Source organism: Arthrobacter sp. D1-17 (assembly GCF_054130535.1).
On record NZ_CP096382.1, the window covers coordinates 596153 to 621721 of the forward strand.

Here is a 25569-nt window from a genome sequence, read left to right on the forward strand (position 1 = left end):
GCGGCTTTCGCTACGCCGATCATAGGCATAACCGTTTAAGTTGGCCGGTTTAAACAGTTTTACAGGTCCTAGGGCGGAGGGGAGAGTGGGATATGAGACCTCCGACAACGTGGACGGAGGCAGATGTGAAAGGTCATCGTGTCAGCGACTTCCCTCAAACCCTATGTAGTTACCCTCGGCACGGCCGGCGGACCCCGATGGTGGAGCGGCGCCAATGCAGGCAAACGTTCCGGCATCGCCACAGCCGTTGTGGTCGGGAAAGCCGTTTACCTGGTGGATGCCGGAAGCGGTGTTGGAAATCAGCTCATGAAGGCCGGCTTCTCCGTGGCCGACCTGCGCGGCATCTTCCTCACTCACCTGCACTCGGACCACTGCATCGACCTGGCCGGCTTGGCCATCTTCGGGCTGTTCACCCTAAGGCCCGGCCAGGCGCCCATCAGGATCATCGGACCGGGCGACCGCGGTGATCTGCCGCCGGTTTCGCCCCGCGCCGCCGTTTCGCCGACACCGATTTTCGCCGAGCAGCCGACGCCTGGAACCACGGCGATGTTTGAGCATCTGATGCGCGCCTACGGAACCGATCTTAATGACCGGATCATCGACGCGCTGCGGCCGTCCCCGCTGGATCACTTCATCGCCTCGGACATCGAGCTTCCAACTGGCCTCGGATATGACCCCAATTCAAATCCGACACCGGAAGGGATGGTTCCCTTCGAAATCTATCGTGATGAGCTGGTGACGGTGACCGCCATTTTGGTGCAGCATCCGCCGGTTGCCCCCGCTTTCGCCTTCCGGTTCGACACCGCCGAAGGATCCGTAACCATCTCCGGGGACACTGCCCCCTGCGAGAATCTGGTCACACTGGCCCGCGGCACGGATCTGCTGCTCCACGAGGCCATCGACTTCGAGTGGGTTTCCCGTGCCTACGGCAATGTGGCAACTGAAGAAGCACAGGCCTCCATGGACCACCACCGCCGTTCGCACACCTCTGTTCAGGATGCGATCGTGCTGGCTGAAAAAGCTGGCGCTGCACGGCTGGCGCTCCACCACCTGGTGCCCGGCACCACCCCGAAGTCCGTGTGGGTTTCCAAGGCCGAAGAATTCTCCGGCACTTTCCTGGTTCCCGACGACCTCGATGTAATTCCTTTCTCCCCTGCTGCCCGCAACGACGCGGCCAGTGTTACCAGCACTAAGATGGAAATGGCTACCTCCCTATGAAAACACGCGCAGAAATGCCCTCATCGACCGGACAGCAGGCTCAGGAGTCCCTTAAAGAAACGGGCTTCAACACCCCGCAGATGCGGCGGATTCTCGCCTCATCGTTCATTGGAAGCGCAATAGAGTTTTACGACTTCATCCTCTATGCCACAGCTGCTTCGTTAGTCTTCAACAAAGTCTTCTTCGCCAGCCTCGATCCGGCTGTGGCCATTTTCGCCTCGTTTTCCACCCTGGCTGTCGGATACCTGGCCCGCCCCATTGGTGGCGTAGTGTTCGGCCACTTCGGTGACAAACTCGGCCGCAAGGGCGTTCTCATCACCTCGATGCTCATGATGGGTATAGCCACCACGCTGATCGGGCTCCTGCCTACGACCGCGCAGGTGGGCATGTTGGCTCCTATCGCGCTGATCGTGCTGCGCATCGTGCAGGGCTTGGCCGTCGGGGGAGAGTGGGGCGGGGCCATGCTCATGGCACTGGAACATTCTCCCAAGGAGCGCCGCGGTTTCGCAGCGAGCTTCGCGAACATGGGCGGGCCGGCTGGCGCGGTACTGGCCACGCTCGCCGTCTCCGCAGTATCCGTGCTGCCCGGCGACCAGTTCCTCAGCTGGGGTTGGCGCATTCCATTCCTCATCAGCATCGTCCTGATCGCCATCGGCTTAGTGATCCGGCTCAAGGTCGCCGAATCCCCGCTATTCCTGGCACTGGAAAACAAGGCCGAGGAAAAGAAGATTCCGCTCATGGAGGTCCTCACCAGGTACCCGATGAGCGTTATCAAGGGCACGCTCGTGGGCATGAGCTCGTACACTGTGCAGGGCCTCATGACGGTCTGGGCCATCTCGTTCGTAGTGGAGAACGTCGGTATGGACCGCACCGGGGTACTGAACGTCAAGGCGGTCGGCGCGGCCCTGACCGTGGTGGGTATCTGGTTTGCCGCGCGCTACAGTGACAAACTCGGCCGCCGGCCCGTGATGTTCGCGGGCATCATCGCTGGCGCCGTCCTTGCCCTGCCCATGATGTGGATGCTGGAACTCGGTGAACTCTGGTTGTTCGCCATTGCGCTTTTCGTGGCCAACGGCGTCATCCAGGCAGCAATCTTCGGGCCGTTTGGGGCATTCTCAGCCGAACTGTTCCCCACCCGGATCCGTTACACAGGCGCCTCCTTGGTCTACCAGCTCTCCTCGACCCTGGGCGCCGGCTTCACACCCATGATTGTTAGCGGGCTGGTGCTCGCAACTGGCGGATCGCTCTGGCTTACGGGTGTTGTTTGGGCGGCAAGCTTTGTGGTTGCCGGCCTGTGCCTGCTCACCGTCAAGGAAGGCAAGAACCAGGACCTCTCAGCCGAGGACATCTAAGCGTCAGTCACAGGATGATGCGGGAGTCGGGCAGCCCTTCGGTTGGCCGACTCCCTTTCCTTTCTGACCCCAGCTTCTACGCAGAATTCGATGAACGCCCGCAGACGGAGACTGAGCCGGTCAGACGGGATATAGGCGACGCAGATGTCGCTGTGACCCACATTGTCCTCGATCTCCAGCGCCACCAGCGGAAGGCCGTCATAGCTCAGATCCACGGGTGGCCGCTGGACCAGCACCGTATAGCCAAGGCCACGCGCCACCATGCCACGGACGGCCTCAAGGCTGCTGGACTTCCACGCGATTTTTGGCTCCAAACCGGACATGCGCAGATTGACCAGCTGGTTTTCACGTACCGAGGGAATGTCGAGGGAAACGAAGTCCTCGTCAGCCAGCTCCCTGAGGTGCACGCTCTTCCGCTGGGCCGCCCAGTGGTCCCCGGCTACCAGCACATACGGCCTGCCGCCCATGACTGTTGTGGATCCGACGCCGGGAATCAGATGCCGCGTGTGTGTCAACACTGCATCCAGATAGCCATTCAGCATGCGTTCCTGAAGTTCCGCCCCATCTCCCTCAACCAGGGTCACGTCCAGGCCCGGGTTCGCCTTCACGAAACCATGGCCAACTTCCGGGAGCCAAAACGCCGACAGGCCGGTGTAGCAACCGATCACCAAGGGCCCCACCAGCCCTTGCTGCCGTTCGATAACCCGCCCCTGAACCTCTTCCGCATGACGCACCAAAGCCTGGGCGTCACGTAGAAAATAGGACCCGACGGCGGTCAGCACGACTCCGCGTGCCCGGTGACGAACCACTAACTGGGAACCGACTACACGCTCCAGCTCCGTTATCGCCTGGGACATGGCAGCCTGAGAAATATGGGAGGCGGCCGCCGCGGCAGAGATCGACCCCTGATTGGCGACGGCCACAAAATACTGCAACTGCTTGAGCGTGTAGTCGAGCACTTACCCAGCGTAGGGGATGGGCGTCCGGAGAACGACGGCGGCGGGCACACGGCCGCGGCGCTCGCCGCTCTGCAGGAGGTGAGAGAGCGTTGGCGGGGGTTACAGGACCTTGCGGATGGTTTCTTCGAAGCTCGTGACGTGGTGCAGGGCCAGCTCGCCGGCTTTGTCCGCGTCACCCTCTGCAACAGCCTTCAGCAGGTCCACGTGCTCAGTGATGTGGCCGCTGACCGACGGTACCTTGTCCAGGACCAGGCACCAGATGCGGGTTGCCAGGTTGTCGTAGCGGATCAGGGTGTCCTCCAGGTGCGGGTTGGCGGCCGCACGGTAAATCAGGCGGTGCACGGTGAGGTCATACCGCATCAGCTCCCGCGACTCGGCGGGGTCCGGTGCCAGCCCCGCAATCGTGTCCGCGACGTCCAGTAGCTCCTTGCGCATGGAAGCGCTTGCCCGTGTTGCGGCACGGCGCGCCGCCAGCGGTTCGAGCAGTTCCCGGATTTCTGAGACGTCGGCCAACTCTGTGAAGTCAACCGTGGTGGCGAAGGTTCCCCGGCGTGGATAGGAAACCACCAGGTGGTCCACCTCCAGCCGCTTGATAGCCTCGCGGACAGGCGTCCGGCTGAAGCCCAGCTCTACCGCCAGTTGCCCGTCGTTAATGGGTTCACCCGGGCGGATGTCGAGCATGATCAGCTTGTCGCGCAGCTGCCGGTAGGCAGCCTCCGCTTGGGAGGGTGCTTCTTCCTCGGCGGGAAGCAGAGCGGCTATTGCATTCATGGCGGGCTCCAATCCTGTGACCAAACGGAAGACTGAACTTCACTTTGCTTCCGGCTATTGACGCGGTTGTGATTCCAATCATACCATTGACCTCACACTGATATATCAGTCAAAGTCAAAAAGGTATTTCAAAGGAGCACCCGTGGTTGAGCAGTTGAACGAGCGACTTTCCGCAGTCGATCCCGAGATCCAGCAGGCAGTTGACCGCGAGCTGGTTCGCCAGCAGTCCACCCTGGAGATGATCGCCTCGGAGAACTTCGCTCCGTCCGCCGTCATGGAGGCGCAGGGCTCGGTCCTCACCAACAAGTACGCCGAGGGCTACCCCGGCAAGCGCTACTACGGCGGCTGCGAACACGTTGATGTGGTCGAACAGCTCGCCATTGACCGCGTGAAAGCACTCTTCGGCGCCGAATTCGCCAACGTCCAGCCGCACTCCGGCGCCCAGGCCAACGCCGCCGCAATGTTCGCACTGCTGAACCCCGGCGACACCATCATGGGCCTGGACCTGGCCCACGGCGGCCACCTCACCCACGGCATGCGCATCAACTTCTCCGGCAAGCTCTACAACGTGGTCCCCTACCGGGTCCGTGAATCCGACTTCCGCGTGGACATGGCTGAGGTCGAGGCCCTGGCCCTGGAGCACAAGCCGAAGCTGATCGTCGCCGGCTGGTCCGCCTACTCCCGCCAGCTCGATTTTGCCGAGTTCCGCCGGATCGCGGACCTCGTGGGCGCCTACCTCATGGTGGACATGGCCCACTTCGCCGGCCTGGTCGCTGCAGGGCTGCACCCCAACCCCGTGCCGTACGCCGATGTCGTCACCACCACCACCCACAAGACCTTGGGCGGACCGCGCGGCGGAGTCATCCTCGCCAAGGAGCAGTACGCCAAGAAGATCAACAGCGCCGTCTTCCCGGGCCAGCAGGGCGGCCCGCTGGAGCACGTCATCGCCGCCAAGGCCGTGGCCTTCAAGCTCGCCGGCAGCCCCGAATTCAAGGAACGCCAGGAACGCGTCCTGCAGGGTGCCAAGCTGCTCGCCGACCGCTTCCTGCAGCCCGACGTCGAGGCCGCCGGCATCACCGTAGTCAACGGCGGCACGGACGTGCACCTGGTCCTGGTGGACCTGCGGAACTCCGAACTGGACGGCCAGCAGGCAGAGGACACGCTGCACAAGATCGGCATCACGGTCAACCGCAATGCTGTTCCGTTCGACCCGCGCCCGCCGATGGTTTCCTCCGGCCTCCGGATCGGCACCCCGGCCCTCGCCACCCGCGGCTTCGGCGCCACGGAATTCACCGAGGTAGCAGACATCATCGCGACGGCGCTCGTCGCCGCCGCCGGTGCCGGCACCCTCGATGACGCCACCGCCGTCGAACTCCGTGCCCGCGTGACCGCTCTCGCCGACCAGTTCCCCCTCTACCCCCACCTGAACGGTGAAGCCGAGACGGCCGAGCTCAGCGAACTCGATGCAGCAATGATTGGAGCAGCCCAGTGAGCACCCACCATCTTCCGGAACACCCGGACTTCCTGTGGCGCAACCCGGAGCCCAAGTCCTCCTACGACGCTGTGATCGTCGGCGGCGGCGGGCACGGCCTGGCTACGGCTTACTTCCTCGCCAAGAACCACGGCATGACCAACATCGCCGTCCTGGAAAAGGGCTGGCTGGCCGGCGGCAACATGGCCCGCAACACCACCATCATCCGTTCCAACTACCTCTGGGACGAGAGCGCCGCCATCTACGAGCACGCCCTGAAGCTCTGGGAGATCCTGCCCGAGGAGCTGGAGTACGACTTCCTCTTCAGCCAGCGCGGTGTGATGAACCTGGCCCACACCCTCGGCGACGTCCGCGAGAGCATCCGCCGCGTGGGTGCGAACAAGCTCAACGGTGTCGACGCCGAATGGCTGGAACCGGAGCAGGTCAAGGAACTCTGCCCCATCCTGAACATCAGCGACAACATCCGCTACCCCGTCATGGGCGCGACCTACCAGCCGCGCGCCGGCATCGCCAAGCACGACCACGTCGCCTGGGCCTTCGCCCGCAAGTGCGACGAAATGGGCGTGGACATCATCCAGAACTGCGAAGTCACTGGCTTCCTCAAGGACGGCGAGCGCGTGGTGGGCGTCAAGACTAACCGCGGCACCATCAACACCGAAAAGGTGGGCCTCTGCGCCGCCGGGCACAGCTCGGTCCTGGCCGAGATGGCCGGGTTCCGCCTCCCCATCCAGTCCCACCCGCTGCAGGCACTAGTGTCCGAACTGCACGAGCCGGTCCACCCGACGGTCGTGATGTCCAACCACGTGCACGTCTACGTCTCCCAGGCGCACAAGGGCGAGCTGGTCATGGGCGCCGGCGTGGACTCCTACAACGGCTACGGCCAGCGCGGGTCCTTCCACGTGATCGAGCACCAGATGGCGGCCGCCGTCGAACTGTTCCCCATCTTCGCCCGGGCACACGTGCTGCGGACCTGGGGCGGCATCGTGGACACCACGCTGGACGCCTCGCCCATCGTGGGACTTACCCCCGTGGAGAACATGTTCGTCAACTGCGGCTGGGGAACCGGCGGCTTCAAGGGCACTCCCGCTGCCGGACTGACCTTCGCGCACACCATCGCTACGGGTGCACCGCACAAGCTCAACAAGCCGTTTGCCCTGGAGCGCTTTGAAACCGGGGCCCTGATCGACGAGCACGGCGCTGCCGCCGTCGCCCACTAGCCACGGTCCACAAGAAAGAAGACGCACATGCTGCTTATCTCCTGCCCCAACTGCGGCCCGCGGGACGAAACCGAATTCCACTACGGCGGACAGGCCCACGTGGCCTACCCGGACAACCCGAACGAGCTGAATGACCGGGAATGGGCCGAGTACCTGTTCTACCGTGAGAACACCAAGGGCACCTTCGCCGAGCGGTGGGTGCACAGCACCGGCTGCCGCCAGTGGTTCAACATGCTCCGCGACACGGTCACCTACGACATCCAGGCCGTCTACCCCATGGGCACCTCCCGGCCGGACGCAGCCGGCAAGGTAACCGCGGAAACCGGAACTGCCAGCACCGCCGCTGACAGCACCACCACCGGGGACGACGCGCCCAGCATTTCTGGTACCAGCCTCGCCCCGGCCGCTTCAACAGCCAGCACCACCGCCCCGAAGGGAGCAACCAAATGACTTCCCAGAACGCGCGCCTCAGCACCGGCGGACGCATCGACCGCAGCATCTCCTGGCGCTTCACGGTGGACGGCGAGGAATTCACCGGACACCCGGGTGACACGCTGGCCTCTGCGCTGCTCGCCAACGGCCGGGTCGCCGTCGGTAACTCGCTGTACGAGGACCGTCCCCGCGGCATCATGGCCGCCGGGGTGGAAGAGCCCAACGCCCTGGTCCGGATCGAGGCCCGCTTCCCGGGCGATGTGGCAGAGTCCATGCTTCCCGCCACCACCGTTTCACTGGTGGACGGCCTGAAGGCTGACCTGCTGAACGGGCTGGGCCGGCTGGACCCGGCCGAGGACAAGGCGGAGTACGACAAGAAGTACGTCCACACCGATGTCCTGGTGATCGGTGGCGGCCCCGCGGGCCTGGCCGCTGCCCGCGAAGCAGTCCGCACCGGCGCCCGGGTCATCCTGATGGACGACCAGCCGGAACTGGGCGGATCGCTGCTGTCCGGATCCACCGCGCCCGAACTGGCGGACACCATCGAGGGCAAGCCCGCCCTGGAATGGGTGGCTGATGTCGAGGCCGAGCTCGTCTCCGCCGCCGAATGCACGGTGCTTAACCGCACCACGGCATTCGGCGCCTACGACGCCAACTACGTCATCGCCGTCCAGAACCGCACCGACCACCTCTCCAGCCCCGCCGCCGCCGGCGTCTCCCGCCAGCGGATCTGGCACGTCCGTGCCAAGCAGGTTGTCCTCGCCCCCGGCGCCCACGAGCGGCCCCTGGTGTTCGAGAACAACGACCGCCCCGGCGTCATGCTCGCCTCGGCAGTCCGCAGCTACCTCAACCGCTACGCGGTGGCCGCCGGGCAGCGCGTCGTCATCAGCACCACCAACGACAGCGCCTACGCCCTGGCCGCGGACCTCCGCGCCGCCGGCGTCAAGGTCGCCGCCGTCGTGGACGCCCGTCCCGCTCTGACCCCGGTGGCTGCCGCCGCCGTCGAAGCCGGTACCCGCGTGCTGATCGGCAGCGCGGTGGCCAACACCGCTTCCGGAACAGAAACAGATGGCCGGCTGAACAGCGTCACCGTGCGCAGCATCAACAATGACGGCGAACTCACCTCCGGCATCGAAGAGATCACCTGCGACCTGCTGGCAGTGTCCGGCGGCTGGAGCCCGCTGGTCCACCTGCACTCGCAGCGGCAGGGCAGGCTGCGCTGGGACGAGGAACTGGCGGCTTTCGTGCCGGCCACCGTCGTCCCGAACCAGCAGACCATCGGCTCGGGCCGCGGCAGCTTCGAACTCGCGGACTGCCTCGCCGAAGGTATCTCGGCCGGAGCTTCGGCGGCCATCGCGGCCGGCTTCGAGTCCGCCGTCGAGCCCTCCGCCCTGGCGGAGCCGAAGGCATCGGGCCCGACCCGCCAGCTGTGGCTGGTTCCGGGCCAGGGCGGCACCCCTGACGACTGGCACAACCACTTCGTCGACTTCCAGCGCGACCAGTCCGTGGCAGACGTCCTGCGTTCAACGGGCGCAGGCATGCGCTCGGTGGAGCACATCAAGCGCTACACCTCCATCAGCACCGCCAACGACCAGGGCAAGACCTCCGGCGTCAACGCGATCGGCGTCATTGCCGCTGCGCTCCGCACAGCCGGCGAAGCAGCCCGGGGGATCGGCGACATCGGCACCACCACCTACCGCGCACCGTTTGCCCCCGTCGCCTTCGCAGCGCTGGCCGGACGCCAACGCGGCGAACTGTTCGACCCCGCCCGCGTCACCTCGATCCACCCGTGGCACGTCGCCCAGGGCGCACTGTTCGAGGATGTCGGGCAGTGGAAGCGCCCCTGGTACTACCCGCAGAACGGGGAGGACATGGATGAAGCGGTGCTCCGCGAGTGCGCCGCCGTCCGCGAGTCCGTTGGGTTCATGGACGCCACGACCCTCGGCAAGATCGAAATCCGTGGCAAGGACGCCGGTGAGTTCCTCAACCGGATCTACACCAACGCGTTCAAGAAGCTTGCCCCGGGTTCCGCCCGCTACGGCGTCATGTGCTTTCCGGACGGCATGATCTTCGACGACGGCGTGACCCTCCGTCTCGACGAGGACCGCTACTTCATGACCACCACCACCGGCGGCGCGGCCAAGGTGCTGGACTGGCTGGAGGAATGGCTGCAGACCGAATGGCCGGAACTCGATGTGCACTGCACCTCGGTGACCGAACAGTGGAGCACCATCGCCGTCGTCGGGCCCAAGTCCCGTGAGGTGATCGCCAAGGTTGCCCCCGAACTCGCCGCCAACGGCGGCTTGGATGCCGAGGCCTTCCCGTTCATGACCTTCCGTGAAACCACCCTCGCCTCCGGCGTGCGGGCGCGGATCTGCCGCATCTCGTTCTCCGGTGAACTCGCCTACGAGATCAACGTGCCGTCCTGGTACGGGCTGAACACCTGGGAAGCCGTGGCCGCCGCGGGCGCCGAATTCAACATCACCCCGTACGGCACCGAAACCATGCACGTGCTCCGCGCCGAGAAGGGCTACCCGATCGTCGGTCAGGACACGGACGGCACGGTCACCCCGCAGGACGCCGGCATGGAATGGATCGTCTCCAAGGCCAAGGACTTCATCGGCAAGCGCTCCTACGCCCGGACAGACGCCCAGCGCGAAGACCGGAAGCACCTGGTCAGCGTCCTGCCCGTGGACGGCGGCCTGCGGTTGCCGGAAGGCACCCAGCTGGTGGAAAAGGGCATCCCGGTGAACCCGGCCTACGGCCCCGTGCCCATGCAGGGCTTCGTCACCTCGAGCTACCACAGCGCCGCACTCGGCAGGTCGTTCGGGCTGGCCCTGATCAAGAACGGCCGGAACCGCATCGGGGAGACCCTCGTGGCCGCCGCCGGCGATCAGCTCGTCGACGTCGTTGTCGCAGAAACCGTACTTTTTGACCCCGAAGGGACCCGCAAAGATGGCTAACACCGCAGCTTTCACAGGCATCAATGGACTCCGGGAAATCCGCCGCAGCCCGGCCTCACACCTGGCCGAAGCATTCGAAACCGGCTCCATTCCGGGAACCGTGGAGCTGAAAGAGGGCCAGTTCCAGACCATGGCCGGGGTCCGTGTAGATCCCAGCTCAGAGGCGGGGGCACGGATCGCGTCCGTCGCCGGCGGCCTGCCGGTGCGGTGCGGCGAGGTCCGCGGCACGGACGACGTCAGTGTCCTGTGGCTGGGCCCGCAGGAGTTCCTCATCGTGGCTCCGGAAGAAGCCCACGACTCCCTGGGCGGAGACCTGATCGGCTCCCTCCTGGCAGCCCTGGGCGACGCCCCGGGGCAGGTAGTGGACCTGTCCGCCAACCGCACCACGTTCGAGCTGTCCGGCCCGCGGGCCAAGGCAGTGCTGGAGAAGGGCTGCTCCCTTGACCTGCACCCCCGCAGCTTCACGGCCGGGACTGCCCTGAACACCGAGGTCGGCAACATCCCGGTGGTCCTGTTCAAGACCGGGGAGGAAAGCTTCCGCCTGTTCCCCCGCGCCTCCTTTGCCGACTTCCTGGGCCGCTGGCTCCTGGACGCCATGAGGGAGTTCGCTTCCCCCGAGGTGCCCTGATGGCGCTCAGCGCCCTCGATCTGTTCTCTGTTGGCATCGGGCCGTCGTCGTCACACACGGTCGGCCCGATGCGGGCAGCAAAACAGTTCGCCGACGGACTGAAGGGGGCCGGACTCCTGAGCTCCACTGTCCGTGTCCAGGCAGAGCTCTTCGGCTCGCTTGGGGCCACCGGCCGGGGCCACGGATCGGACAAGGCCGTAGTGCTGGGGCTGCAGGGCCTGGAGCCGGAGACCGTTGACACGTCCACCGCAGATGACCAGGTGGCTGCCGCCGCCCTGGACGCTGAACTCCGGATCGCCGGGGACCACCGGGTGGACTTCAACTGGGACGAGGACGTGGTGCTGCACCGCCGCAAGTCGCTGCCCGCACACCCGAACGGCATGACCTTCCGGGCGCTGGACCACAGGGGAGCGGTGCTGAGCGAACGGAGCTTTTACTCCATCGGCGGCGGCTTCGTCGTCGACGGCGACGCGGAAGGCGCCGACAGGATCGTGGCGGATGACACCGTGCTCCCGTACCCGTTCAGCAGCGCTGACGAACTCCTGGAGATCTGCCGCCGCGAAGGCATGTCGATCTCCGACGTGATGCTGGCTAACGAGCTGGTGTGGCGCAGTGAAGCGGAGCTCCGGGGGGAACTGCTGAAGCTGTGGGCCGTCATGCGCGAATGCGTGGACAACGGCTGCTCCGCCGAAGGAATCCTTCCCGGCGGGTTGAAGGTGAAGCGCCGGGCGCCGCAGCTCTTCCGGACCCTGACGGCGGACACCGGCGTTACCGATCCGCTCCGGGCGATGGAGTGGGTGAACCTGTTCGCGCTGGCCGTGAACGAGGAGAACGCGGCCGGTGGCCGCATCGTCACCGCCCCCACCAACGGTGCGGCCGGAATCGTCCCGGCCGTCCTGCACTACTACGCGAAGTTTGTACCGGGAGCGAACGACGACGGTGTGGTGCGCTTCCTGCTGGCGGCAGCCGCCGTCGGAATTCTGTTCAAGATCAACGCCTCCATCTCCGGCGCCGAGGTGGGTTGCCAGGGCGAGGTCGGTTCGGCCTGTTCCATGGCCGCTGCCGGGCTGTGCGAGGTGCTGGGCGGCACGCCCGAGCAGGTTGAGAATGCTGCCGAGGTGGGGATCGAACACAACCTCGGGCTGACCTGCGACCCGGTGGGCGGCCTGGTGCAGATCCCGTGCATCGAGCGGAACGCGATCGCCAGCGTCAAGGCCATCAACGCCGCCCGCCTCGCGCTGCACGGGGACGGCAGCCACAAGGTCTCGCTGGACAAAGCCATCAAAACCATGCGTGAAACAGGAGCTGACATGAAAACCAAGTACAAGGAGACGTCCCGCGGGGGCCTCGCCGTGAATGTGATCGAGTGCTGAGCCATGACTGCCATACAGACTGAATCCTTCTCCGGCCAGCCCGTGACCACCGTCGAGCATGTCCTGACCCTGGACTGCCGGGAGTCCCCGGGCATCGTCCACGCGGTCTCCGGCTTCCTGCTGGAACACGGCTGCGACATCATCGATAACCAGCAGTTCGGCGAACGCTCCGAAGGCCATTTCTTCATGCGGGTGCATTTTGCGTCCGACGGCGATGCCTCCACTGCTGACACCTTGCGGGCCGCCTTTGCCCCAGTAGCGGAACGCTTTGGGATGAGCTGGCGGCTTGAGCCGCACGGCGCCAAGCGCCGGGTGCTGATCATGGTCTCCAAGTTCGGGCACTGCCTCAACGACCTGCTGTTCCGCGCCAGGATCGGCGAACTGCCGGTGGACGTGGCGGCCGTGGTCTCCAACCACACGGACCACCAGGCGCTGGTGGAATGGCACGGCATCCCGTTCTTCCACGTGCCCGTCACCCCCGACACCAAGCCCGAAGCCGAGGCCCGGCTGCTGGAGCTCGTGGATGAGCTGGACGTCGAGCTCGTGGTGCTGGCCCGCTACATGCAGGTCCTCAGCGACAACCTCACCCGGAAACTCGAAGGGCGGGCCATCAACATCCACCACTCGTTCCTGCCGAGCTTCAAGGGCGCGAAGCCGTACCACCAGGCCTACGCCCGGGGTGTGAAGACCGTGGGCGCCACCGCGCACTACGTCAACGCCGAGCTCGACGAGGGACCCATCATCTCCCAGCAGACGGTGGAGGTGGACCACACCTATGGCCCCGAGGACCTCGTGGCCGCCGGGCGCGACACCGAATGCAAGGCCCTCAGCAACGCTGTCCGCTGGCACTGCGAAGGCCGGGTCATCCTCCGCGGCAACAGGACAGTGGTGCTCCGCTAACCCGGACGCTCTCTCACCTCCTGCCGTAAAAACCGGGACGCTCTCTCACAGTGTGGGGGAGCGTTCCGTTTTTTCCAGCGAAAGGTGCGAGAGCGTTTCAAGGTGCCAGCTACAGGGCGGCCAGCCGGGTCGCCAGATGCAGAGCCACGAGCCTGCCCGTGCCCCGTGGATCCCCGCCGCACAACTCAAAGATCCGCTGCAGCCGGTGATGCATCGACTGCCGCTCCACGTGCAGTTCCCTGGCGGCCTGGGCGGTGTTGCAGCCGGAATCCAGCCACGTTGCAAGGGTGGCCAGCAGTTGGGAGTTCCGGCGCTCGTCGTGCTCCAGAACGGGACCCAGCTGCTGACGCACATAGGCCTGCCGCGCGGCCTGGTCCAGGTGCTGCGCCGCCAACCGCTCCACGGCGAGCTCTTCGACGTCGACCACCAGTCCTGCGGCCGGCGTAACCGCATGTTCGGCGGCACCAGGGGACACGCCTCCGGCGAGGTCGAGCGCGCACCTGGCCTCGGCGAGTGACCACGGTGCGTCCTTGATCCCGGCCGCGAGCGGGCCTACGGCCGTCATCGTTCCGGTCTCGACGGGAAGTCCGCGAAGGGCGTCCACGAGGTCTGCACGGGCCGAAGCCTCCTTGCCATGAGGCAGAACGGAAAGGGCAAGGAGCTCGGAATTGTCCACGTAGCTGGCACTTGGCAGCCCCGATTTTTTCAGGATTTTGTCCATAGCCGCGCGCAGCTGTTGCGAGGTGGACGTCCGAACCGCCACCGCCACCACCGTCGCTGAGGGCTGGATCCCGGCGGCGGGCGCCAACTGCTGAAGCCGCCAGGGCTGGCTGCCGGAGCTGACCGCGCGCAGCAAAGCGGTGCCGGCCACTTCTTTCAACCCCGGGGGCATCCGCTGGAGCAGTGCCAGGGACAGAATGTCAACGCAGCGCCCTCCTGCAACGCGGGCCAGGTTGACATCGCCGTGCGGAGGGACGCTGATGGCCAGTCGCGCTGACGGCACGCCTCGGACAGGGACATCGATGTTGATCAGCGTCCCGTCACCTGCTGCCCCGCCGGCATGCGCTCCAACGGCATCTCCGCCGGGGGCCAGGGCACTCCCAAGCATCACGCCGGACACGGTCATCAGCTCCAGGCCCGCGTCAATGATGCCGGCGAGTACGGCAAGCATCTGGTCCAGGCTGCTGCCATGGGCGAGTTCCACCGCCATGGCGTGGCTGGCCTCGTCGGCACGGCGCAGGTGCGCCACTGATTCGCTGACCAGCATCGAATTAATGGCCTGCATGATGCCGACGAAGGGCACCACTTTGCGCAACTCGATGAGGGGCAGTCCCACTTCTTCCGCGGCGCGGATCATCGACGACGGCAGTGAGGGCAGGGTCTGCCCGCTTTCCACGGCGAGGGCGCCGACGCCACGGCCAGCCAGTTGACGGACGTAGTCGACGCGGCGCGCGTCCGAAGCCGATACCAGGGCGTCACCCCCGGTAAGAAGAAGTTCGCCGCCACTGAGCAACGGCGCGATGTCCAAAACTTCGCTTGAGTGGACCCACCGCAGCTGAGTTCCTGCGGCGACGGCCGCTCCGGCGCGGAGTACGGGATCGGCCGCGGAGAGCGTGGGGTGGGTGAGGACCTCACTAAGTAAGACTGGCATGACACTCCGTAATGCAGAAGACGCCTTTGATGTACACATCGTATCTTGTTGGGTGTGGTCTGGCGCACATAACCTGAGAGGGTTCCTTTCCCTCACGGAGGCCCACATGCACAACAAATCCACTGCAGTGCCGGCTGGCCCGGCGACAGTAGCCGACGAAGATGTCGAAGCCTGGCTGCAGCCCATCCCTGAATCACAGCGAACCCGTAAGGTGTCCGGCCAGTTTTGGATCTGGGCCGGAGCCAACCTGGCGCCGATCAACTGGGTACTGGGTGCGCTGGGCATCCATCTCGGGCTCGGCTTTGCCGACACTGTCACCGTTCTGGTGCTGGGGAACCTCATCGGAATGCTGCTTTTCGGCTGTTTCGTCCTGCTCGGCCAGAAGACCGGCGCCACAGGCATGGTACTGGCCCGGGCAGCCTTCGGCCGGCGCGGAAACTACCTGCCGGCCGCCATCCAGGCACTGCTGGTCATCGGTTGGTGTGCCGTCAACACGTGGATCATCCTCGACCTGGTGATGGCACTTTTCGGCACACTCGGATGGGTCGATCCTGCAGCCCACAACTACGGCTGGAAGATCGGCGTCGCCACCGGCATCATGGCCGCACAGGTGGCCATTGCCTGGTTCGGGTACAAGGCAATCGCAGCGTTCGAAAAGTGGACAGTGCCGCCCACGATCCTCATCCTCGCCGTGATGTCCGCCGTCGCCTGGTTCGGCATCAAAATTGACTGGGGCTATGCGGGCCCGGCCGGCAATATCCTCGAAGGCTCCGAGCGCATCGCCGCTATGAGCGCCGTCATGACGGCGATCGGCATCGGCTGGGGCATCACCTGGTTCACCTACGCCGCCGACTACTCCCGCTTTGTCAGCACCGAAGTCCCCAAGCGCAAGGTCTACCTGGCTTCAGTTCTGGGCCAGTTCATACCGGTCGTCTGGTTGGGCGTTCTCGGTGCAAGCCTGGCCACTAACAGCGGTGAGATCGATCCCGGAAAGCTCATCGTCCAGAACTTCGGTGTCCTTGCCCTGCCGGTCCTGCTCATGGTTCTGCACGGCCCCATCGCCACGAACATCCTGAACATCTACACCTTCTCCGTCGCCACCCAGGCTTTGGACATCACCATCAGCCGGCGCAAGCTCAACCTGTTCGTCGGCGTGTTCTCGCTCATCGCCGTCGTCTTCTTCATCTTCCAGGAGGATTTCGCCGCGGTGCTCGACGCCTGGCTGATCGGGCTCGTGGCCTGGGTGGCTGCATGGGGCGGCGTGATGCTGGTGCACTACTTCTGGATTGAGAAGCGCTGGCCGGGCGAGACGGCAAGGCTCTTCGATGGCGTAGGCACCAGGCGCCTGCCGGGCGTCAACTGGGCCGGCGTCGTGTCCCTTCTGGTGGGCATCTTCTCCACTTGGCTGTTCATGTACGGGCTGGTACCGGCAATGCAGGGACCCGTCGCAGTTGCACTGGGGGGCTGGGATCTGTCCTGGCTTGCCGGCGGTGTCAGCAGCGCCGCCAGCTACGCCATCCTGGGACCCCGGGTGCACCGCAGGTTTTTGGCAGCTGGAGCTGGACCGGAATTGCTCTCCGTAACAGTGACCGAGGCAGCAGACCGTCCCTCCGCCGCCCCCGCACTCTAAAATCCGCATTCTAAAGAGGACCCCCATGGACTTCCCCGCTTTCGCAGACTCCGCCCACCCCATCTCCTGGCCTGAGGGGTACCGCGCCGCCGCCTCGTTCACGTTCGACGTCGACGCGGAATCATGCACCATCGCCCACGACCCCAGCAGCACCCGCCGCATGTCCCTCATGACCCACCAGTCATACGGGCCCAAGGTCGCGGTTCCCCGACTGCTGCAGATCCTGCAGCGGCAGGATATCCAAGCCACCTTCTTCATCCCCGGTTTCACCGCCGAGAGCTACCCCGACGTGGTGCGACGGATCGTTGACGGCGGCCACGAGATCGCCCACCACGGCTACCTCCACGAACCGATGCAGTGCATCGATGCCGCCACGGAGGCACGCTACATCGACCGGGGTTTGGAGGCGCTGGCCAAAGTAGCCGGCGTCCGGCCGACCGGCTACCGCGCTCCCTGGTGGGAGCTGAACTGGCACTCACCGGCGCTGCTGGCAGACCGCGGTTTCCTCTATGACTCCAGCCTGCTCGACGGCGATGCACCGTACCGATTCAGCGTCGCCGACGGCGATCCCCGGGATCTCGTCGAAATACCCGTCGACTGGGCACTGGATGATTGGGAACAATACGCCTTCTACCCGGGGGTGACCGGCAGCGGCGTCATCGAAAGTCCCGCAAAGGTCCTGGAAATGTGGACGCTGGAGGCCGAGGCGCATCATGCGGCAGGGAGCTGCTTCGTGCTGACGAACCACCCGTTCATTTCAGGCAGGCCCTCGAAAGCCGCCGCACTCGAGCAGCTGATCAGCCGGGTGAAGGCCATGGACGGAATGTGGGTCACCACACTCGAGAGGATCGCCGAGCACACCCGGGATACGGTCACGGAAGTCCACACCCACGCACGGATCGAGGTGCCCGGCTTCCCGGACGCCGGCGCACGTTTCACCCCCGCCCAGGTCCGCCAGCCCGAGTTGACTGCCGGCCCGTCCCGGCTCTAACCGGACAGACGCTCTCTCACTTCCTGTCGCTTAAACCGGAACGCTCTCTCACGAATGAGAGAGCGTTCCGGTTTTTGTTGCCATAAGTGAGAGAGCGTCGGTTCAAACCCTGCCATCAATGAGAGAGCGTCGGTTTGAACCGGGCAGGAAGTGAGAGAGCGTCGGGTTAGAGGCCGAGGGTTTCCTTCAGCGCCGCCACGTGGCCCTGGGCCTTGACCTGGTACTGGGCCAGCTTGACCTTGCCCTCGGGATCTAGGACAACGGTGGAGCGCACGATGCCTTCGCGGACCTCACCGTCGACCAGCTTTTCGCCCCACGCGCCGTAGGCCAGGGCCACGGCATGGTCCTCGTCGGCGAGTAGCGGGAAAGTGAGGCCAAAGTCGCCGGTGAAGTTCGCCAGCTTTTCCGGAGCATCGGGGGAGACCCCGAGCACTTCGTAGCCAGAGCCCTGCAGGCTGGCAAGGTTGTCGCGGAAGTCGCAGGCTTCGGTGGTGCAGCCGGGAGTGGCCGCCTCGGGGTAGAAGTAGACAATGACGTTCTTGCCGCGGTAGTCAGCCAGCGAGGTCTGCTTGCCCTCGGCGTCCGGCAGGGTGAAGTCCGGCGCCTGGGTTCCGGGCTGGAGCTTCGTGGTCAGGTAGGTGCTCATGGCAGTTCCTTCGGATGGATCGGGCAATACAAGCAAGGCGATGCAAGCCAGGTAATACAAGCAAGGCAGTGCAAGCTGTGCAAAACAAAGCCGGCGGGCAGCAGCGCTGGAGTGGTTAACAGCCCGGTCAGATGCTGTATTCCGCCGGGCCGCGGACAGTTGCAGCGGGACCGGGAACGAAGCGGTAGCCGCCGCCGCGGACGGTGGCGATAGCGTGCCGGCCGCCCAGCAGCTTCCGCCGGACACGCCCCACATAAACGTCAATCGAGCGGGGCGCAGCGCCGGGATTGTCGAACCGCTCCAGGAACCGCTGCAGTTCCTCCCGGCTGATGGTGCGTGAACAATTCTCCACGAGGTAGCGCAGGAGCGTGAATTCGACGCCGGTAAGTGACACTGCTTGACCGTCCAGCAGCACGTGGCCCTTGGCGAGGTCCACGGTCACCCGGCTGACTGGGCCGGGTGACGGTGGAAGGAGGGAGGCGCCGCCGTCGTCCGTGTGCGGGGAGTCCTCCGGAGAGGACGACGGCGGCGCGGGAGTGCCGGCGGCGGGCCCCGCCGGTGCCCCCTCCCCAGGGGGCGTCCCGGCGGGGGAGGTCCCGGCGTCGGACGTGGCGGCTCCGGCGGCAGGCCAATGGACTTCCGCCTCCGGAGCGATCTTCAGGGCGCGTGCCAGCACGAGTTCGGCGGCGCGGGCCAGTACGGCGTCATCAATGTCCTGCTCGGCCCCGACCGCCACCCATACCGCCAGCCCCCGGGCCTGCAACGGCGCAGAAACAGGACCGGACGCAGGCACAGGACCGGACGCGGGCCCCGGCACCCCGGGCACACGGCCACCGCGGCGCAGTGCGCCGGGGACTGGCACACACTGTGTTCTCGGTGCGGGCGTATGGGCATGGACAGCCATGGCGGTAGGTCCTAGATGCCGCCGCGGCGGATCAGTTTGCCGCCGGGGGTCTGGCCGTCCACCACGCTGCCGCGCAGGTAGGTCCTGCGGACGACGCCGGAGAGTGCCTTGCCGTCGTAGGGAGTGATGGGGTTCTTATGCTTGAGTTTGGAAACGTCCACCACGAAGGCCTCGTCAGGCGCGAAGACGGAGAAGTCGGCGTCGTACCCCAGGGCGAGCTGGCCCTTGTTGGTGAGGCGGGCGAGGGCCGCGGGCTTCTCGGACATCCAGGAAACCACCTGTTCCAAAGGGATACCGCGGTGCCGGGCCTCAGTCCAGATCAGCGACAGGCCCAGCTGCAGCGAGGAGACTCCGCCCCAGGCCACGGCAAAGTCGCCGTTTTCGAGGTCCTTCAGGTCAAGCGTGGAAGGGGAATGGTCCGAGACGATGCAGTCGATGGTGCCGTCCTGCAGGCCCTGCCACAGCAGCTCGCGGTTGGATGCCTCGCGGATGGGCGGGCAGCACTTGTATGCGGTGGCGCCGTTGGGGATTTCCTCGGCCATGAGCGTGAGGTAGTGCGGGCACGTCTCAACGGTGAGGTGGACGCCGTCGCGCTTGGCGGAGGCGATCATCGGCAGCGCGTCCGAGGAGGACAGGTGCAGGATATGGGCCCGGGCCCCGGTCCAGCGGGCGCGCTCGATGACCTCGGCGATGGCCTTGTTCTCGGCGCCGCGGGGGCGGGAGGCGAGGAAGGTGGCGTACTTGTCGCCGCCCGGGTGCGGTGCGTGGTCGATCGCGTGCGAATCCTCGGCATGGACGATCATGAGCGAGTCGAAGGACTTCAGCTCGCGCATGTCCTCCTCCATCTCGTCCGCTTCGAGGTGGGGGAACTCGTCCACGCCCGAGTGCAGCAGGAAGCACTTGAAACCGAACACGCCCTCGTCGTGGAGCGGGCGCAGGTCGGACTTGTTGCCGGGAACGGCCCCGCCCCAGAACCCGACGTCCACGAACGCCTGGTCCTCGGCGACTTCGCGCTTGAGCTTGAGGCCTTCCACGGTGGTGGTGGGAGGGATCGAGTTCAACGGCATGTCGATGATGGTGGTGACACCGCCGGCGGCAGCGGCGCGCGTGGCGGAAGCGAAGCCCTCCCACTCCGTGCGGCCGGGCTCGTTGACGTGGACGTGGGTGTCCACCAGGCCGGGGATGAGCGTTTCGTCGTCGCCGAGCTCAACGACCTCACGGCCGGAAAGACCGTTGCCGAGGGGCTCGAGGGCGACGATCTTGCCGCCGCGGACACCCACTTCCCGCGGTGCGATGCCGGCGGTGGTGAGGATGCGCCGGCCCCGGATGACCAGGTCAAACTGTTCTTCAGACATTCAGGGGCTCCTTTGTGCGTGGGGTGTGTGCCGGGATTGTCTCTGCGGTGAGATCTGCCAGTCCGGCACCGATGTGCTGTCCCAATTCTTCAAGCAGCGGTCCTGCTTGAGCTATGCATACTTCTACCTTGGCCTCCAACGCGGTCAGGGGGTAGACCTGCCGGAAGCCGGATTGCTGCTGTTGTGCCGCAGTCAGGGTGGTGCGGCCGCAGACGGCGACCACCGGCACGCCGGCGGTCCGTGCCGCGCGGGCCACACCCATGGGCGTCTTTCCGAGCAGGCTCTGTTCGTCCAGGCTGCCTTCGCCCGTGATCACCAGGTCGGCGCCGGCCAGCCGGTCCGCCAGTTCCGTAAACTCGAGAACGACGTCGATGCCCGGCCTGCGTGTTGCAGCCAGGACCGCGATGGCAGCGTAGCCGACGCCGCCGGCCGCGCCTGCCCCCGGAGCGTCAGCGGCCTTCAGCGCGCGTGGCCCGATTTCCTCGGCGAGCACCTGCACGAAGGTGTCCAGCGCGCTCTCGAGTACTGCGACGTCCCCAGGCGAGGCACCCTTCTGCGGCCCGAAGACCGCTGCCGCTCCCTGGCCGCCCAGCAGCGGGTTGTCCACGTCGCTGGCCAGGACAAACCGGGCTTCGTCCAGCCGGGCGTCGAAGTTGGAGAAGTCAATGCTCGCCAGGCCGGCGAGGGCCGCGCCGCCCGGAGGCAGTTCGTTGCCCGCGGCGTCGAGGAGCCTGGCGCCGAGTCCCTGCAGGAGCCCGGCACCGCCGTCGGTGTTGGCGCTGCCGCCGACGCCCAGGACTACCTGCCGGCATCCGGCGTCGAGAGCTGCGCGGATGAGTTCGCCGGTGCCCAGACTGCTGGCTGCTTTGACGGTCGTGGCATCAGGCCCTCCGGGCAGAGCCGCCAGGCCGGAGGCAGCCGCCATTTCGATGACTGCCTCCCGCCCGCGGACGGCGAAGTCTGCCGTCAATGGCCGCCCCATGGGGCCGGTGACCACGGCGCTTCGCCGGGTGAAGCCTGAGCCGACGGCAGCATCCAAGGTGCCTTCACCGCCGTCGGCCACGGGAATGCGGAGGACCTCAAGGGCGGCGAACGCGGCTGACGGCGCCCACTGTTTTGTCAGCCCGTTCTCCAAGTGCCGGGCCACCTCCGGAGCGGAGAGTGAGCCCTTGAACTTATCCGGCGCGATCACAATGCGCATCGTGGTGCCTGTTCTTTCTGGCGCTGGAGGTTACGGCTGCAGGGCGAGAATTGCGGTGGGAGCGTCGCCGCTGGTCTCGGCCAGCTCCTCGAACTCGTTGATCGCGTTGATCTCGGTGCCCATGGAGATGTTGGTGACCTTCTCCAGAATCACTTCCACCACCACGGGAACCTGGAATTCGCCAGCGAGGGCCTTGGCCTTGTCGAAGGCGGCGCCCATGTCGTTGGGGTTCTCCACGCGGATGGCCTTGCAGCCCAGGCCCTCGGCCACCTTGACGTGGTCCACACCGTAGCCATTTGTTTCCGGAGAATTGATGTTCTCGAAGGCCAGGGACACGTTCTGTTCCATCTTGAACCCGCGCTGGGACTGGCGGATGAGGCCCAGGTACGAGTTGTTCACCACCACGTGGATGTAGGGCAGGTTGAACTGCGCGCCCACCGCGAGCTCCTCGATCATGAACTGGAAGTCGTAGTCCCCGGACAGGGCAACCACGGTCTCGTCCGGCTTGCCGCGCACCACCCCGAGGGCTGCAGGGGCCGTCCAGCCCAGCGGACCGGCTTGGCCGGCGTTGATCCACTTGCGCGGGCCGAAGACGTGCAGCATCTGGGCGCCGGCGATCTGGGACAGGCCGATGGTGGACACGTAGGTGGTGTCGCGGCCGAAGGACCGGTTCATCTCCTCGTAAACGCGCTGCGGCTTGATGGGGACGTTGTCGAAGTGCGTCTTGCGGTGCATCGACGCCTTGCGCCCGGCGCACTCGGCCACCCACGCGGAGTAGTCCGGCAGGCTTCCGGCATCCCGGCGTTCCCTGGCCAGCTCCAGCAGGCCGTCCAGTGCGGCGCCGGCGTCGGAGGCGATGCCCAGGTCCGGGGAGAACACGCGGCCGATCTGGGTGGGCTCGATGTCGATGTGCACGAACTTGCGGCCGGCGGTGTAGGTCTCCAGCCCGCCTGTGTGGCGGTTGGCCCAGCGGTTGCCGATGCCGATCACGAAGTCGCTCTGCAGGTAGTTCTCGTTGCCGTAGCGATGCGAGGTCTGCAGACCAACCATGCCCGCCATCAGCGGGTGGTCATCGGCAATGGCGCCCCAGCCCATCAGGGTGGGGATGACCGGGATGTTCAGCGTTTCCGCCAGTTCCACCAGCCGGGCGGAGGCACCGGCGTTGATGATGCCGCCGCCGGCAACGATCAGCGGGTGCGTGGCGGCCGTCAACATGTCCAGGGCCTTTTCCAGCTGCTTGCGGCTGGCCTTGGGCTTCTCAACGGGCAGCGGCTCGTAGGTGTCGATGTCGAATTCGATCTCGGCCATCTGCACGTCGATGGGCAGGTCCAGCAGCACCGGGCCGGGGCGGCCGGAGCGCATCAGCTGGAACGCCTTCTGGAACGCGCCGGGAACCTGGCCGGGCTCGAGGATGGTCATCGCCATCTTGGTGACCGGCTTGGCGATGGACTCGATGTCCACGGCCTGGAAGTCTTCCTTGTGCAGCTTCGCTACGGGGGCCTGGCCGGTGATGCACAGCATGGGGATGGAATCGGCCCACGCGGCGTACAGGCCGGTGATCATGTCGGTGCCGGCGGGGCCGGACGTGCCGACGCAGATGCCGATGTTGCCGTCCGCGGCCCGGCTGTAACCGTCGGCCATGTGGCTGGCGCCTTCAACGTGCCGGGCCAGCGTGTGGCGGATGCCGCCGTGGGCCCGCATGGCCGAGTAGAAGGGGTTGATTGCCGCGCCCGGCAGGCCGAACGCCTCTATGGCGCCCTCCTTCTCCAGGATGGCGACGGCTGCGTCTACGGTACGCATCTTCGTCATGGTGTGCTCCTTGAAAGTCTGTTTTTGGGTGTGCTGAGGGAGCCGCCGTCGTTATGTACGACGGCGGTACTCCGGTTTTGCTTGTTAGTTGGCTACGGCCGGAGGTGCTTTACTTCCGGCCGCTGAGCTGGAGGACCTGCTTGAAAAGTCCCGAGTGGTCCAGGCCGCCGTCCCCCTGGTTGACGGTGGCGGCGACGAGCTGGGCGACGACGGCGCCGAGCGGGATGGAGACATTGGCTTCGCGGGCGGCGGAGGTAACGATGCCCAGGTCCTTATGGTGGAGGGCGAGGCGGAATCCGGGGTCGAAGTTGCGGTCGAGCATCTTCTGGCCCTTCTGGTCCAGAACCTTGGATCCGGCCAGGCCGCCGCCGAGGACCTTGAGGGCGGCGTCGGTGTCCACACCGTAGGCCTCAAGGAAGGCGATGGCTTCACCGAGAACTTCGATGTTGACGGCAACGATCAGTTGGTTTGCAGCCTTGACCGTCTGGCCGGAGCCCGAGGGGCCGACGTGGACGATGGTCTTGCCGACGGCGTTCAGGACGTCCTGGGCCGCCTCGAAATCCTCCTTGTCGCCGCCGACCATGATGGACAGGATGGCGTCGATGGCGCCCTGTTCACCGCCGGAGACCGGGGCGTCAAGGGGGCGGATCCCGGCTGCCTTGGCGCCGTCCGCAAGGCGCTTGGCGACGTCGGGGCGGATGCTGGAAGCGTCGATCCAGAGGGTGCCCTGCTTAGCGTTGGCGAAGACGCCCTCGGGGCCGCTGACGACGCCTTCGACGTCGGGGGAGTCCGGCACCATGGTGATCACGACGTCGGCATCCTTGACGGCATCCGCGATGCTGGCGGCACCCTTGCCGCCTTCGGAGACGAGCTTGTCGATCTTGTCCTGGCTGCGGTTAAAGCCGGTGACGGTGTGGCCGGCCTTGACGAGGTTGATGGCCATGGGCAGGCCCATGATTCCGAGTCCGATGACTGCAACGTTGCTCATTGTGGTTCCTTTACTGAAGTCTCTATTTTCTTCGCGGGCGGGACTGTAGTGCGACTAACGGGAGGCGTGTTCCCGGATGGCCCAGGCGAAGGCCGTTTCCTGCGGTTCCTTGTACTCGAGGCCGATGTAGCCGTCGTAGCCGAGCTCGCGGCTGCGGGCAATCCACTCACCCAGGGGAAGCTGCCCGGTTCCGGGAGCCCCGCGGCCGGGGTTGTCGGCGATCTGGATGTGGCCGAAGTCTTTGGCGTGGTTCTCGATGACGGATTCGACGTCGTCTCCGTTGACAGCCAGGTGGTAGAAGTCGGCGAGGAGCTTGATGTTGTTGACGCCGGCCTCCGCCTTGACACGGGCGATCACCCTGAGCGCGTCTTCAGCCGTGAGCAGCGGATACCTCGGTGCTCCGCTAACCGGTTCGAGGAGGACTGTGCCGCCAATGCGGGCGACACCCCGGGCCGCAGCGGCAAGGTTTTCGGCGCCGGTGGCGTCCTGCTTCTCGGCCGATTCGCCGTCGACGCGGTTTCCGTAGAGGGCGTTGAAGGCCTTGCAGCCAAGGCGCTCGCCGATGCCTGCGACGACGTCGATGTTGTCTTGGAATTCTGTGGAGCGGGCGGGCCAGGAGACCAGCCCGCGGTCACCGCCGGGCATGTTGCCGGCGTTGAAGTTCAGGCCGGTGAGCTGGACGCCGGCATCGGTGATGGCACGCTCGAAGGCCGTGGTCTCGGCGTCGGAAGGAACGGAGCTCTCGAAGGGCCACCAGAACTCGACGGCGTCGAAGCCGGCAGCCTTGGCTGCGGCGGGGCGCTCCAAGAGCGGCAGTTCCGTCAGCAGGATGGAGCAGTTCACTGTGTACGTCATCGTAGGTCCTTCCGGGGAGGGCTTTGATCTATCTTCCCTGCTTCCCCGGCTTCTTTGCCGTTTCCGCTTTGTGGAATTTAGATTCTGCTTTATGAAAAGTGTAGGGAAAGAGTGCGGGAGGAGTCAAGGGGGCCAAACCAGGCGCACGTCTCTGGCGTCCCCCGGACGCCATGTTTGCACCGCTTGCACGCAGCATTGGCTCGCCCGGCCCTGAGCTTTTCGGGGTAGTTGACG

Annotated in this window: 21 protein-coding genes; 11 read left to right on the plus strand and 10 right to left on the minus strand. The window is 65.7% G+C overall.

All coding sequences use genetic code 11. The features are described 5' to 3' along the window. Positions 1 to 138: 138 nt before the first annotated feature. Both M1E01_RS02740 and M1E01_RS02745 read left to right on the plus strand, forming a co-directional pair. Positions 139 to 1218: an MBL fold metallo-hydrolase gene (locus M1E01_RS02740; protein ID WP_457973575.1), complete on the plus strand. Its 1080-nt coding sequence runs from the start codon at positions 139 to 141 to the stop codon at positions 1216 to 1218. Then, positions 1215 to 2570, plus strand: coding sequence for an MFS transporter (locus M1E01_RS02745; protein WP_457973576.1), 1356 nt, complete (start codon positions 1215 to 1217; stop codon positions 2568 to 2570). The genes M1E01_RS02740 and M1E01_RS02745 overlap by 4 nt, the downstream gene beginning before the upstream one ends. Here the strand turns inward: M1E01_RS02745 and M1E01_RS02750 are convergent. Continuing rightward, entirely contained in the window at positions 2567 to 3529 is a 963-nt protein-coding gene (locus tag M1E01_RS02750; RefSeq protein ID WP_457973577.1) for a LysR family transcriptional regulator, read from the minus strand. The two genes, M1E01_RS02745 and M1E01_RS02750, sit on opposite strands and share 4 nt — an antisense overlap. Positions 3530 to 3628: 99 nt before the next feature. Beyond that, complete coding sequence (locus M1E01_RS02755; protein ID WP_457973578.1) at positions 3629 to 4300, minus strand: GntR family transcriptional regulator; 672 nt, start codon at positions 4298 to 4300, stop codon at positions 3629 to 3631. Positions 4301 to 4442: 142 nt separating this feature from the next. Between M1E01_RS02755 and glyA the strand changes: the two genes are divergently transcribed. Genes glyA through purU form a run of 7 tightly spaced genes read left to right on the plus strand, consistent with a single transcriptional unit; the run spans position 4443 to position 13305 of the window. Then, a complete protein-coding gene (glyA, locus tag M1E01_RS02760; protein ID WP_457973579.1) occupies positions 4443 to 5792 on the plus strand; it encodes a serine hydroxymethyltransferase in 1350 nt (449 codons plus the stop codon). Then, positions 5789 to 7009, plus strand: a complete 1221-nt coding sequence (locus M1E01_RS02765; RefSeq protein ID WP_457973580.1) for a sarcosine oxidase subunit beta family protein — start codon at positions 5789 to 5791, stop codon at positions 7007 to 7009. The genes glyA and M1E01_RS02765 overlap by 4 nt, the downstream gene beginning before the upstream one ends. A 27-nt stretch (positions 7010 to 7036) precedes the next feature. Further along, positions 7037 to 7459: a sarcosine oxidase subunit delta gene (locus tag M1E01_RS02770; protein ID WP_457973581.1), complete on the plus strand. Its 423-nt coding sequence runs from the start codon at positions 7037 to 7039 to the stop codon at positions 7457 to 7459. Further along, positions 7456 to 10404: a sarcosine oxidase subunit alpha family protein gene (locus M1E01_RS02775; protein ID WP_457973582.1), complete on the plus strand. Its 2949-nt coding sequence runs from the start codon at positions 7456 to 7458 to the stop codon at positions 10402 to 10404. The genes M1E01_RS02770 and M1E01_RS02775 overlap by 4 nt, the downstream gene beginning before the upstream one ends. Beyond that, positions 10397 to 11032, plus strand: a complete 636-nt coding sequence (locus tag M1E01_RS02780; RefSeq protein ID WP_457973583.1) for a sarcosine oxidase subunit gamma — start codon at positions 10397 to 10399, stop codon at positions 11030 to 11032. Before M1E01_RS02775 ends, M1E01_RS02780 begins: the two co-directional genes overlap by 8 nt. Beyond that, positions 11032 to 12405: an L-serine ammonia-lyase gene (locus M1E01_RS02785; protein WP_457973584.1), complete on the plus strand. Its 1374-nt coding sequence runs from the start codon at positions 11032 to 11034 to the stop codon at positions 12403 to 12405. The genes M1E01_RS02780 and M1E01_RS02785 overlap by 1 nt, the downstream gene beginning before the upstream one ends. Positions 12406 to 12408: 3 nt before the next feature. After that, on the plus strand, positions 12409 to 13305 hold the full coding sequence (gene purU, locus M1E01_RS02790; RefSeq protein WP_457973585.1) for a formyltetrahydrofolate deformylase: 897 nt from the start codon (positions 12409 to 12411) through the stop codon (positions 13303 to 13305). 109 nt (positions 13306 to 13414) lie between these two features. On the opposite strand, the gene M1E01_RS02795 is transcribed toward purU, so the two are convergent. Further along, positions 13415 to 14956 carry a PucR family transcriptional regulator gene (locus M1E01_RS02795; protein ID WP_457973586.1) on the minus strand — a complete coding sequence of 514 codons (1542 nt, stop codon included), beginning with the start codon at positions 14954 to 14956 and terminating at the stop codon, positions 13415 to 13417. 106 nt (positions 14957 to 15062) lie between these two features. On the opposite strand from M1E01_RS02795, the gene M1E01_RS02800 reads away from it, so the two are divergent. After that, positions 15063 to 16586 carry a purine-cytosine permease family protein gene (locus M1E01_RS02800; RefSeq protein ID WP_457973587.1) on the plus strand — a complete coding sequence of 508 codons (1524 nt, stop codon included), beginning with the start codon at positions 15063 to 15065 and terminating at the stop codon, positions 16584 to 16586. Positions 16587 to 16611: 25 nt separating this feature from the next. Next, on the plus strand, positions 16612 to 17577 hold the full coding sequence (locus M1E01_RS02805) for a polysaccharide deacetylase family protein (protein ID WP_457973588.1): 966 nt from the start codon (positions 16612 to 16614) through the stop codon (positions 17575 to 17577). Between the two features lie 166 nt (positions 17578 to 17743). Here M1E01_RS02805 and bcp read toward each other — a convergent pair whose 3' ends face one another. The 7 genes from bcp to M1E01_RS02840 all read right to left on the minus strand — a co-directional run bounded on the left by bcp (position 17744) and on the right by M1E01_RS02840 (position 25335). Beyond that, complete coding sequence (gene bcp / locus M1E01_RS02810; protein ID WP_457973589.1) at positions 17744 to 18223, minus strand: thioredoxin-dependent thiol peroxidase; 480 nt, start codon at positions 18221 to 18223, stop codon at positions 17744 to 17746. 127 nt (positions 18224 to 18350) lie between these two features. Next, a complete protein-coding gene (locus tag M1E01_RS02815) occupies positions 18351 to 19127 on the minus strand; it encodes a winged helix-turn-helix domain-containing protein (protein ID WP_457973590.1) in 777 nt (258 codons plus the stop codon). A gap of 11 nt (positions 19128 to 19138) precedes the next feature. Further along, positions 19139 to 20482 (minus strand): allantoinase AllB, encoded by a 1344-nt coding sequence (gene allB / locus M1E01_RS02820; protein ID WP_457973591.1) that lies wholly within the window; start codon positions 20480 to 20482, stop codon positions 19139 to 19141. Further along, positions 20475 to 21683: a glycerate kinase gene (locus tag M1E01_RS02825; RefSeq protein WP_457973592.1), complete on the minus strand. Its 1209-nt coding sequence runs from the start codon at positions 21681 to 21683 to the stop codon at positions 20475 to 20477. The genes allB and M1E01_RS02825 overlap by 8 nt, the downstream gene beginning before the upstream one ends. 30 nt (positions 21684 to 21713) lie before the next feature. Beyond that, positions 21714 to 23492, minus strand: coding sequence for a glyoxylate carboligase (gcl, locus tag M1E01_RS02830; protein ID WP_457973593.1), 1779 nt, complete (start codon positions 23490 to 23492; stop codon positions 21714 to 21716). 109 nt (positions 23493 to 23601) lie between these two features. Beyond that, positions 23602 to 24480 carry a 2-hydroxy-3-oxopropionate reductase gene (locus tag M1E01_RS02835; RefSeq protein ID WP_457973594.1) on the minus strand — a complete coding sequence of 293 codons (879 nt, stop codon included), beginning with the start codon at positions 24478 to 24480 and terminating at the stop codon, positions 23602 to 23604. A 54-nt stretch (positions 24481 to 24534) separates the two neighbouring features. Further along, on the minus strand, positions 24535 to 25335 hold the full coding sequence (locus M1E01_RS02840) for a hydroxypyruvate isomerase family protein (protein ID WP_457973595.1): 801 nt from the start codon (positions 25333 to 25335) through the stop codon (positions 24535 to 24537). Positions 25336 to 25569: the final 234 nt, after the last annotated feature.

Excerpts from the sequence above, each read along its gene's own strand:
- M1E01_RS02745 (WP_457973576.1), top strand. The coding sequence starts at position 1,215 with ATGAAAACACGCGCAGAAATGCCCTCATCGACCGGACAGCAGGCTCAG.
- M1E01_RS02755 (WP_457973578.1), bottom strand. The coding sequence starts at position 4,300 with ATGAATGCAATAGCCGCTCTGCTTCCCGCCGAGGAAGAAGCACCCTCC.
- M1E01_RS02770 (WP_457973581.1), top strand. The coding sequence starts at position 7,037 with ATGCTGCTTATCTCCTGCCCCAACTGCGGCCCGCGGGACGAAACCGAA.
- M1E01_RS02775 (WP_457973582.1), top strand. The coding sequence starts at position 7,456 with ATGACTTCCCAGAACGCGCGCCTCAGCACCGGCGGACGCATCGACCGC.
- M1E01_RS02780 (WP_457973583.1), top strand. The coding sequence starts at position 10,397 with ATGGCTAACACCGCAGCTTTCACAGGCATCAATGGACTCCGGGAAATC.
- M1E01_RS02785 (WP_457973584.1), top strand. The coding sequence starts at position 11,032 with ATGGCGCTCAGCGCCCTCGATCTGTTCTCTGTTGGCATCGGGCCGTCG.
- purU (WP_457973585.1), top strand. The coding sequence starts at position 12,409 with ATGACTGCCATACAGACTGAATCCTTCTCCGGCCAGCCCGTGACCACC.
- M1E01_RS02795 (WP_457973586.1), bottom strand. The coding sequence starts at position 14,956 with ATGCCAGTCTTACTTAGTGAGGTCCTCACCCACCCCACGCTCTCCGCG.
- M1E01_RS02800 (WP_457973587.1), top strand. The coding sequence starts at position 15,063 with ATGCACAACAAATCCACTGCAGTGCCGGCTGGCCCGGCGACAGTAGCC.
- M1E01_RS02805 (WP_457973588.1), top strand. The coding sequence starts at position 16,612 with ATGGACTTCCCCGCTTTCGCAGACTCCGCCCACCCCATCTCCTGGCCT.
- bcp (WP_457973589.1), bottom strand. The coding sequence starts at position 18,223 with ATGAGCACCTACCTGACCACGAAGCTCCAGCCCGGAACCCAGGCGCCG.
- M1E01_RS02815 (WP_457973590.1), bottom strand. The coding sequence starts at position 19,127 with ATGGCTGTCCATGCCCATACGCCCGCACCGAGAACACAGTGTGTGCCA.
- allB (WP_457973591.1), bottom strand. The coding sequence starts at position 20,482 with ATGTCTGAAGAACAGTTTGACCTGGTCATCCGGGGCCGGCGCATCCTC.
- M1E01_RS02825 (WP_457973592.1), bottom strand. The coding sequence starts at position 21,683 with ATGCGCATTGTGATCGCGCCGGATAAGTTCAAGGGCTCACTCTCCGCT.
- gcl (WP_457973593.1), bottom strand. The coding sequence starts at position 23,492 with ATGACGAAGATGCGTACCGTAGACGCAGCCGTCGCCATCCTGGAGAAG.
- M1E01_RS02835 (WP_457973594.1), bottom strand. The coding sequence starts at position 24,480 with ATGAGCAACGTTGCAGTCATCGGACTCGGAATCATGGGCCTGCCCATG.
- M1E01_RS02840 (WP_457973595.1), bottom strand. The coding sequence starts at position 25,335 with ATGACGTACACAGTGAACTGCTCCATCCTGCTGACGGAACTGCCGCTC.